This is a genomic window from Bacillus sp. MBGLi79, assembly GCF_002953915.1.
The window spans coordinates 743,127-753,032 of record NZ_CP026521.1 but is presented as its reverse complement, the minus strand read 5'-3'; the positions used below and the strand labels follow the sequence as shown (position 1 = coordinate 753,032).

The following is a 9,906-nucleotide window of genomic DNA, read 5'->3' as shown; positions in this document are numbered from 1 at the left end:
TACATGCTGAAACATTTTTTCTTTTACTCCAAGCATATCCGCCGAAAACCCAGCAAACAAACCCTACAAATTTGAAATAAACTGTTATATTTTCTCACATGAATTTTCGACAAACTGTATATTTATGATAGAGTTTCAATTATCATAATATTCAGTAATGATTTCATTCTTAAAGGAGGTAACTTATGAACCAGTCTCAACCAGGATTAAAAAAAGAATTAAAGACGCGCCATATGACAATGATTTCGATCGCCGGCGTCATCGGTGCCGGGCTATTTGTAGGCAGCGGTTCAGTGATTCACTCGACCGGTCCCGGTGCGATTGTTTCTTACGCGTTGGCCGGATTATTGGTGATTTTTATTATGAGAATGCTCGGTGAGATGTCTGCCGTAAACCCGACGAGCGGATCGTTTTCTCAATACGCTCACGACGCCATCGGACCGTGGGCAGGATTTACAATCGGCTGGCTGTACTGGTTTTTCTGGGTGATCGTTATCGCGATCGAAGCCATTGCCGGTGCTGGCATTATTCAATACTGGTTCCATGATATTCCGCTCTGGCTGACAAGTTTGATTTTGACGATTGTGCTCACCCTGACAAACGTCTACTCCGTTAAGTCTTTCGGTGAGTTTGAGTATTGGTTCTCCCTCATTAAAGTTGTGACCATCATTGCTTTTCTAATCGTTGGTTTTGCCTTTATTTTTGGCTTTGCACCGGGCAGTGAGCCAGTCGGTTTTTCGAATATTACAGGCAAAGGCGGGTTTTTCCCGGAAGGCATCAGCACTGTACTGCTCGGCATTGTCGTTGTCATCTTCTCTTTTATGGGAACTGAAATCGTTGCCATTGCAGCAGGAGAAACATCCAACCCGATCGAATCTGTGACAAAAGCAACCAGATCCGTTGTATGGCGTATCATCGTCTTTTACGTGGGCTCAATCGCCGTTGTTGTGGCGCTCTTGCCATGGAATTCAGCAAATATTTTAGAAAGCCCTTTCGTCGCTGTACTTGAGCATATAGGAGTGCCGGCAGCCGCACAGATCATGAACTTTATCGTCCTCACAGCCGTACTCTCTTGCCTGAATTCAGGTTTGTACACCACATCCAGAATGCTATATTCACTTGCAGAAAGAAACGAGGCGCCGCGCCGTTTTATGAAATTGAGCAAAAAAGGCGTTCCCGTACAAGCTATTGTAGCCGGAACATTTTTCTCTTATATCGCGGTCGTCATGAACTATTTCTCACCGGATACTGTCTTTCTATTTTTAGTCAACTCATCAGGCGCAATCGCTTTGCTCGTCTACCTTGTCATCGCTGTTTCCCAGCTGAGAATGCGGAAAAAACTCGAAAAAACAAACCCGGGAGCTTTGAAAATCAAAATGTGGCTTTTCCCTTTCCTCACTTACTTGACCATCATCGCCATCTGCGGGATTTTAGTGTCTATGGCATTTATTGATTCCATGCGAGATGAGCTTCTGCTGACAGGTGTCATCACGGGAATCGTTCTGATTTCTTACCTTGTGTTCAGAAAACGCAAGGTGGGCGAGAAAGTAGCTGCAAAGCCAGTCACACAGCAGCAGCCCGATACCCTGCCTTAACGCTGATCAAATCCTAAACGGCCTGCCGTTTAGGATTTTGTTATTTTCTTCATTAGGCAGTCTTCAGCACGAAGATTTTTTGTAACCATCACGTCCTTATTGTCATTAACTATAATACCAATTTGGAAAATTTAGATAAGGACAGATGAAAATGACACTTGAAAAATTTGTGGATGCTCTCCCAATCCCAGATACACTAAAGCCAGTGCAGCAATCAAAAGAAAAAACATACTACGAAGTCACCATGGAGGAATGCACTCATCAGCTTCACCGTGATCTTCCTCCGACCCGCCTGTGGGGCTACAACGGCTTATTTCCGGGCCCTACCATTGAGGTTAAAAGAAATGAAAATGTATATGTGAAATGGATGAATAATCTTCCTTCCACGCATTTCCTTCCGGTTGATCACACCATTCATCACAGTGACAGCCAGCATGAAGAACCCGAAGTAAAGACTGTTGTTCATTTACACGGCGGCGTCACGCCAGATGACAGCGACGGGTATCCGGAGGCTTGGTTTTCCAAAGACTTTGAACAAACAGGACCTTATTTCAAAAGAGAGGTTTATCATTATCCTAATCAGCAGCGCGGGGCTATATTGTGGTATCACGATCACGCCATGGCGCTCACCAGGCTAAATGTCTATGCCGGACTTGTCGGCGCTTATATCATTCATGATCCAAAGGAAAAACGCTTAAAACTGCCTTCAGGCGAATACGATGTGCCGCTTCTTATCACAGACCGCACGATCAATGAGGACGGTTCTTTGTTTTATCCGAGCGCACCGGAAAACCCTTCTCCGTCACTGCCTAATCCTTCAATCGTTCCGGCTTTTTGCGGAGAAACCATACTCGTCAACGGGAAGGTATGGCCATACTTGGAAGTCGAGCCGAGGAAATACCGATTCCGTGTCATCAACGCCTCCAATACAAGAACCTATAATCTGTCACTCGATAATGGCGGAGAGTTTATTCAGGTCGGTTCAGATGGAGGGCTCCTGCCGCGATCTGTTAAATTGAATTCTTTCAGTCTTGCGCCTGCTGAACGTTACGATATCATCATTGACTTCACAGCGTATGAAGGAAAATCGATCATTTTGGCAAACAGCGCGGGCTGCGGCGGTGACGTCAATCCTGAAACAGATGCAAATATCATGCAATTCAGAGTCACAAAACCATTAGCGCAACAAGACGAAAGCAGAAAGCCGAAGTACCTCGCCTCATACCCTTCCGTACAGCATGAAAGAATACAAAACATCAGAACACTAAAACTGGCAGGAACCCAGGACGAATACGGCAGACCCGTCCTTCTGCTTAATAACAAACGCTGGCACGATCCTGTCACAGAAGCACCAAAAGCCGGCACAACTGAAATATGGTCCATTATCAACCCGACACGCGGAACACATCCGATTCACCTGCATCTGGTCTCCTTCCGTGTATTAGACCGGCGTCCGTTTGATATCGCCCGTTATCAAGAAAGCGGGGAATTGTCCTATACGGGTCCGGCTATCCCGCCGCCGCCAAGTGAAAAGGGATGGAAAGACACCATTCAAGCGCATGCAGGTGAAGTCCTGAGAATCGCGGCGACATTCGGGCCGTACAGCGGACGATACGTATGGCACTGCCATATTCTTGAGCATGAGGACTATGACATGATGAGACCGATGGATATAACTGATCCCAACAAATAACCCGACAAACTTGCCTCTAGCAGGCAAGTTTTTTTCTTTATGAAACCTTTGCCTCAATTTATCGTATTACGTAAAAACAGCAAAAGGAGCTGCTTTTTTTCTGAACACCATCTACACAAAACATTTCCATTTATGCTGAATGAAAATCAAAATGAAAATGAAAAGTTTCACACGATCAGATATTAATACTCATTTCCTCTGCATATATTGTGAATAAAAGAGAGTTTGATTTTCAGCGCTTTTATGATTTGAGCAGCGATATTAAATCAAACATCGGCAGCTTCACAACACTCAATTCACACCACTGCTTTACTATTGCTTCTATTCTGGCCATTCATTTTCAGCATGAGGCAAAACAAACATGTCATACTTTCATTGATGTATACAATGAAATGGTTCAGCCAGTCATACTCATGACGGAAACTAAGGGAGGAGAAATATGCCATACATCACATTAGAAGATCAGACACGCCTTTACTATGAAACACATGGGAGCGGGACACCGATCCTGTTTATACATGGGGTGCTGATGAGCGGACAATTTTTCCACAAACAATTTTCGGCGCTTTCTGCCAATTATCAATGTATTCGTCTTGATCTTAGAGGACACGGCGAATCTGACAAAGTGCTTCATGGACACACCATTTCCCAATACGCCCGTGACGTAAGGGAATTTCTAAACGCAATGGAGCTTGATCATGTCGTTCTTGCCGGCTGGTCAATGGGGGCCTTTGTCGTATGGGATTATCTCCATCAATTTGGGAATGATAACATACAAGCTGCTGTCATCATTGATCAATCTGCTTCCGACTATCAATGGGAGGGCTGGGAACACGGCCCATTTGATTTTGACGGTTTAAAAACAGCGATGCACGCCATTCAGGCTGACCCGCTGCCATTCTACGAAAGCTTCATCCAGAATATGTTCGCAGAGCCGCCTGCCGAAACAGAAACAGAATGGATGCTGGCAGAAATCCTCAAACAGCCTGCCGCCATTTCAAGCACGATTTTATTTAACCAAACGGCTGCTGATTACCGCGGCACTCTTCAAAACATTAGTGTGCCGACATTGCTGTGCTTCGGGGAAGACCGGAAATTTTTCTCTACCGCAGCTGGGGAACACTTGCACAGCCACATTCCAAACTCGACACTCGTCACCTTTTCTAAAAGCAGCCATTGCCCGTTTTTAGAAGAGCCCGGCGCTTTTAACAGCACACTCCTCTCCTTTTTAGATGGGCTGACTGGAAAGTCATAAAGAAAAAGGAATTAGGAGATTAGGGAAAAGTATGAGACAATAAGAAATGTGCAGTAAAATACATGAGGGAAGAAGTGACTTTATGTCTTACTATAACAAACGTAATCAAGAACCGCTGCCAAAAGAAGATGTGAGTACTTGGGAATGCACAAAAGAAGACTGTAACGGCTGGACCAGAAAGAACTTCGCCAGCAGTGATACGCCATTGTGCCCTTTGTGCGGAAGTAAAATGGTCGACGGCATCCGTTCATTAGTGAATCTCCAAAATAACAGCCAAACGAAAACAAGCTAGTTCTTCCCTATAACAAACGCAGTCTCCTGCAAGCAAACAAACCTCAAACGGAGACAAAATTCTATATTTCAGAATAAAGCCTCTCATGGCAAGAGGCCAAAAGGAAAGAAGCCCAAAACTGTAAACGTTTAGGGCTTTTTTGTTTGCCTTGATGGTATAATATGGATACGAAAGGGGTGATAACGTGATCTCAAACCAGCAGCAAAAAGACCTGCAAAAAAGAGCTGCCTTCAAAAAGCTGAACCTTGCAATGAACTCTTATGTTGAACTTCTGTTTTTGTCGATACCACTAATCCATTTTTTAAAATGGCTCGGATCATTAGCCCGGCACCTTGTCCATTAAAAAACCACTCAGCCTAAGCCGAGTGGTTTTTATTAGTTGATCACAGAAAAGCTATTAATAATGCCGTTCGGATTTTCCCATACTTTTTTGAAGGTCTTATTTTCAAGGTTATAGGAATAAATCGTCCGCACCTTAGCTTCACGCCCTGTTTCGTCCTTCAGCTTTTTAGCCCCTTTGGCTTCGGCAAGAAAATAAATGTTCTTTCCATCCTTAGAGAACTGAGGCTGTGCGTCAATTAACAGCTTAAATGATTTTTGATTTGAGATGATGTTTTCATACTTTTTCGTATCCGCATTAAGCATCTGAATAGCAGCGGTTTGCTCCGTCTCTCTCTGCGTATATGATGTAAATAAAATACGTTTATCATCATCAGAAACAGCAATATCGCTGATAAATTGGTTTAAGCTTTTAAGCTCATTAAATTTATTTTGACGGCCTTCCGCAAAATGAATCGTTGTTGGTTCAGGGTCGATGCCCTTTTCATTTGCTTCATCTGTTTTCTTGTAGTCTTCTTCTACAGAATAATGAAGCAATGCAAATGAATCGTTTTTTGGGTTATAAAAGAAGCTGCTGACGGTGTCATCCTGATCATTAGCGGCAGGATAAATGTTTTTGTACTTCTTCGCTTTCAGATCAAAAGCGGCGATCCGGAAATTGCTTTCGTCCGCTTTTCCTAAACGGAAATAGATGGTTGAACGGTCCTTTGATAAAAACAAACTGTCCGCACTCTCCGCGCCTTTATAAAGCATCGTCTTTTTATTAGACTTTAGATCCAGCCTAAAAAGCCTCATTTCATTCTGATCATTATTGCCCGTATAATAGAGCACCTGCTGTTTTTGATCCAAGGCAAATGCCGGATAGCTGGTCAGCTTTTCCTCATGGATCACCTTGTCATTTTCATAATACTTTGTCAGCAGATCCGTATCTGTAATGGAAACCAGCAGCTCATCACCGCTTTCGGTATTGACTGTCACATCAGCAGCCTTCTGATGGCCTTTATCCTTTGCAACATAAAACACAACCCCCGCGGCAGCTGCCGCTATTATCACTGTTAACAATAATATGATTCTTTTTTTCATCTTTTATCTCCACCAATAGAAAAAGCAAGAATGTGACTTCTTGCTTTACAGATTATATATGTAAATTAATAGCTGTAATGCCCCGCTACCTTACCTTTGCTTAATGGATATCCAAGCGCTTTAAACGCTTTAGGACTTACATCCAGCACCGCATTAGGCATTCTGCCAACATCATTTTTATAAACCGTAATCACCTTTTTAGGCTTCGCTTTTGCATAAGCTCTGATTTTTGTTCCGTTTCTAGGAACATCAAATCCGATCTTGGTCGCACAATCCCAATGTCCAAGTTTCTTACCTGAAGAGCCTTTTTTCCCGACTCCATTATACCAAGTAATATTTCCGTTCACATGTTTCGCACTGGCATCTGATGAAAAACTCAAAGCTCCCAAAGTACTTCCTACTAAGATAAAAGCGGCTAAAATGACTTTCTTCAACATTTCGTCCCCCTGTTTGTTAACATCTAGGAAGATTATACACGATCAACCAGCTATTTTTTATTTCAATATCCTTACAGTAATGTTACAAAGTCAAAAAAGTTACCTCTGCTAAAATAAACCATGGAAGATTATCCTATTATAATAGCGGTATTAGCGTTATAATTATTAATAGAGTAGTTGTCGCATTCAATATGAACGAACCATTACCGTATTTGTTCAAACCAAATTCATAGCTATGTAAACGATTGATACTCTCATATAAAGAAAAAAGAGTGTGCGAGACTCTTTTTTCTTCAAAGTTTCTTTTTTCAAAAAACGTAGATTATATTATATAAAAATTTCATTTCTTTTTTGGTTTTAAAAATGGCGATTTTGTGAACAGTTCATATTGACCGGTGCGGAATTACTCACATCAAAAGTTATAGGAGTGGTAATCCATGAAGGCAGCAAGATGGCATAACCAAAAGGATATCCGTATTGAACATATTGAGGAGCCAAAAACGGAGCCGGGAAAAGTAAAGATCAAAGTCAAATGGTGCGGCATCTGCGGGAGTGATTTACACGAATATCTCGGCGGCCCGATCTTTATTCCGGTTGACAAACCGCACCCATTAACAAATGAAACAGCACCTGTCACAATGGGGCATGAATTCTCCGGTGAAGTTGTCGAAGTCGGAGAAGGCGTTGAAAATTATAAAGTTGGAGACCGTGTCGTAGTAGAACCGATTTTTGCTACACACGGCCACCAGGGCGCTTACAACCTTGATGAACAAATGGGATTCCTCGGCTTAGCCGGCGGAGGCGGCGGTTTCTCTGAATACGTCTCTGTAGATGAAGAGCTTTTGTTCAAACTCCCTGATGAATTATCATACGAACAAGGTGCGCTCGTTGAGCCTTCAGCAGTCGCTCTATATGCTGTCCGCTCAAGCAAACTCAAAGCCGGCGACAAAGCGGCTGTATTCGGCTGCGGCCCGATCGGACTTCTTGTCATTGAAGCGCTGAAGGCTGCCGGTGCAACTGATATTTACGCTGTTGAGCTTTCACCTGAACGCCAGCAAAAGGCTGAGGAGCTTGGCGCGATCATCGTTGATCCGTCTAAAACAGACGATGTAGTCGCTGAGATTGCAGAACGTACAGGAGGCGGAGTTGACGTAGCATTTGAAGTCACTGGTGTTCCAGTGGTGTTACGACAAGCCATCCAGTCCACTACAATTGCCGGTGAAACAGTCATCGTCAGCATTTGGGAAAAAGGTGCTGAAATCCATCCGAACGATATCGTCATCAAGGAACGCACAGTAAAAGGAATTATCGGATACCGCGACATCTTCCCGGCTGTATTGTCATTAATGAAAGAAGGCTACTTCTCAGCCGACAAACTTGTAACGAAAAAAATCGTTCTAGATGATTTGATCGAGGAAGGCTTCGGGGCTCTTATTAAAGAGAAAAGCCAAGTCAAAATCCTTGTCAGACCTAACTAATAGACATAAAAAAGAATCCGCGCTCGTATGCGGATTCTTTTTTTATTTTATCCAATCACTTCAGCGCCAGAATCTGTCTTGGCCCCGCTGTGATCATAAGCGCGGAAGTTTTCCTCCAGCTGCTCAAGCGAAAGTCCTTTCGTTTCCGGTAAAAACTTCTTCACAAACAGGACAGAGCAAATGCCTAGTCCAACGAAGATAAAGAACGTTGTGGATAGCCCAATGGCGGCCAGCAATATCGGGAAAGTGAAACTGACTGCAAAATTCACCATCCACAGACAGAATACCGTGACACCCATTCCCAGTCCGCGAAGGCGAAGCGGGAAAATCTCAGAAAGCATCAGCCACGTCACTGGTGAAATGGCCCCCTGCTGAAAAGCAAGGAATGTAACTGTTAGTGACAGAACCACATACGGAAGTGCCGGTGACCCTTGAAGTACAAGTGAAAATATCCCGATCAGCAATAATGCTGTTGTCGTACCGATCAAGCCCGTCATCAGCATCGGCCGGCGCCCCACTCTTCCCAACAGCCAGATTCCGACGAATGTTGCCAATACTGAAATCACGCCATTCGCAATGTTTCCGATTAAAGCGGCTTCCGTTTGGAAACCAGAGTTTCTTAGAATTTCAGTCCCATAATACATAATCGAATTAACACCTGTAATTTGCTGTACAACCGCAATCCCTAATCCAATAAACACAATACGGCGCACCCATGGGACTGAAAGATCTTTAAACGTTGCTTTTTCAAGCTGATCTTCTTTTTTGAAAGCGGATTCAATTTCTTGCAGCTCAGCTGCTGCCCGCTTTTCATCCCTGATTTTTTTCAATACACGCAAAGCATCTTCTTTTCTCCCTTTCGAAACAAGCCAGCGGGGACTCTCGGGCATTCTGATCATCCCGAAAAACAGGAACACGGCTGGAAGCGACGCAATGACCAGCATGAACCTCCACACATGGGAGTTGTCTCCCATTGTTGTTCCAAGGATTGCATTAAAAACAAAGGCCAAAAGCTGTCCTGATACAATCATCAATTCGTTCTGCGTCACCATCCGTCCCCTGCTTTCCACAGGAGACATCTCTGCTAAATAGGCAGGCACCGTTACTGATGCACCCCCTACCGCAATACCAAGCACAAAACGGGAAATGATCATGACCGTAACATTCGGAGCAAACGTACACCCGATCGTCGAAATAAAAAATATAACAGCGAGGAATAAAATATTTTTGCGGCGGCCGTTAAAATCAGACATCCTGCCGCCAAACACAGCACCCAGCGCGGCTCCAAAAAGAAGTGAACTGGTGACAAGGCCCTCTGTGAAGGCATTGAGATTAAGCTGATCCTGCTCTCCCATATACGGCAAAGCTCCATTGAGCACACCGGTATCATAGCCAAAAAGAAGCCCGCCGAAAGTAGAGACTAAAATAATCGTGCGTAAAAATGACATTTGATTGCCTTGTTTATTCATACTGTTTCCCCCAGTCTTTTTCAAAATCGATCAATGCGTATTTCAAAAACCTATTCCATGGCTGCTGTCTTCCTCACATTTCGTCACAGGCTTCAGAAAAAAGTTCTTCATGTTTTTATCCAATAACCTTATAACCTTCCCTTCTTATTAGCATTCCATCCTCCTTGGAAGCGATTTCATTTCTAGCTAAAAAAACAATGTTAGCAAGTTGAGCTCGAAATACTAGAAAAGCGTCACTTTTTTCTGTAGGGATATAATGCGTTTT

The 9,906-nt window shown here is 43.5% G+C and carries 9 protein-coding genes and 2 pseudogenes; 8 read left to right on the top strand and 3 right to left on the bottom strand.

Annotated features, from left to right (window positions below; all coding sequences use genetic code 11):
* Positions 1-10: 10 nt before the first annotated feature.
* The 7 genes and pseudogenes from C1T29_RS24690 to C1T29_RS03940 all read left to right on the top strand — a co-directional run.
* Positions 11-148: pseudogene (locus C1T29_RS24690) on the top strand (hypothetical protein); the annotation flags it as partial.
* 37 nt (positions 149-185) lie between these two features.
* Positions 186-1,595, top strand: coding sequence for a GABA permease (gabP, locus tag C1T29_RS03965; protein WP_103750073.1), 1,410 nt, complete (start codon positions 186-188; stop codon positions 1,593-1,595).
* Between the two features lie 151 nt (positions 1,596-1,746).
* Positions 1,747-3,288, top strand: a complete 1,542-nt coding sequence (gene cotA, locus C1T29_RS03960; protein WP_103750074.1) for an outer spore coat copper-dependent laccase CotA — start codon at positions 1,747-1,749, stop codon at positions 3,286-3,288.
* 122 nt (positions 3,289-3,410) lie between these two features.
* Positions 3,411-3,689, top strand: a pseudogene (locus C1T29_RS03955) (DUF4003 family protein); the annotation flags it as partial.
* Between the two features lie 38 nt (positions 3,690-3,727).
* The gene (locus tag C1T29_RS03950) at positions 3,728-4,543 is read left to right on the top strand and encodes an alpha/beta fold hydrolase (protein WP_071581627.1); all 816 of its coding nucleotides are present in this window, start codon (positions 3,728-3,730) and stop codon (positions 4,541-4,543) included.
* A gap of 82 nt (positions 4,544-4,625) precedes the next feature.
* A complete protein-coding gene (locus tag C1T29_RS03945) occupies positions 4,626-4,835 on the top strand; it encodes a cold-shock protein (protein WP_003234008.1) in 210 nt (69 codons plus the stop codon).
* 184 nt (positions 4,836-5,019) lie between these two features.
* Positions 5,020-5,178: a hypothetical protein gene (locus C1T29_RS03940; protein ID WP_040083974.1), complete on the top strand. Its 159-nt coding sequence runs from the start codon at positions 5,020-5,022 to the stop codon at positions 5,176-5,178.
* Between the two features lie 32 nt (positions 5,179-5,210).
* Here C1T29_RS03940 and C1T29_RS03935 read toward each other — a convergent pair whose 3' ends face one another.
* Positions 5,211-6,257 carry a PD40 domain-containing protein gene (locus tag C1T29_RS03935; RefSeq protein WP_103750075.1) on the bottom strand — a complete coding sequence of 349 codons (1,047 nt, stop codon included), beginning with the start codon at positions 6,255-6,257 and terminating at the stop codon, positions 5,211-5,213.
* Positions 6,258-6,322: 65 nt separating this feature from the next.
* A complete protein-coding gene (gene walM, locus C1T29_RS03930; protein ID WP_004397746.1) occupies positions 6,323-6,694 on the bottom strand; it encodes a cell wall metabolism protein WalM in 372 nt (123 codons plus the stop codon).
* A 437-nt stretch (positions 6,695-7,131) separates the two neighbouring features.
* On the opposite strand from walM, the gene bdhA reads away from it, so the two are divergent.
* Positions 7,132-8,172: a (R,R)-butanediol dehydrogenase gene (bdhA, locus tag C1T29_RS03925; protein WP_003234015.1), complete on the top strand. Its 1,041-nt coding sequence runs from the start codon at positions 7,132-7,134 to the stop codon at positions 8,170-8,172.
* A 47-nt stretch (positions 8,173-8,219) separates the two neighbouring features.
* Here bdhA and iolT read toward each other — a convergent pair whose 3' ends face one another.
* Positions 8,220-9,641 carry a myo-inositol transporter IolT gene (iolT, locus tag C1T29_RS03920; protein WP_103750076.1) on the bottom strand — a complete coding sequence of 474 codons (1,422 nt, stop codon included), beginning with the start codon at positions 9,639-9,641 and terminating at the stop codon, positions 8,220-8,222.
* Positions 9,642-9,906 lie beyond the last annotated feature (265 nt).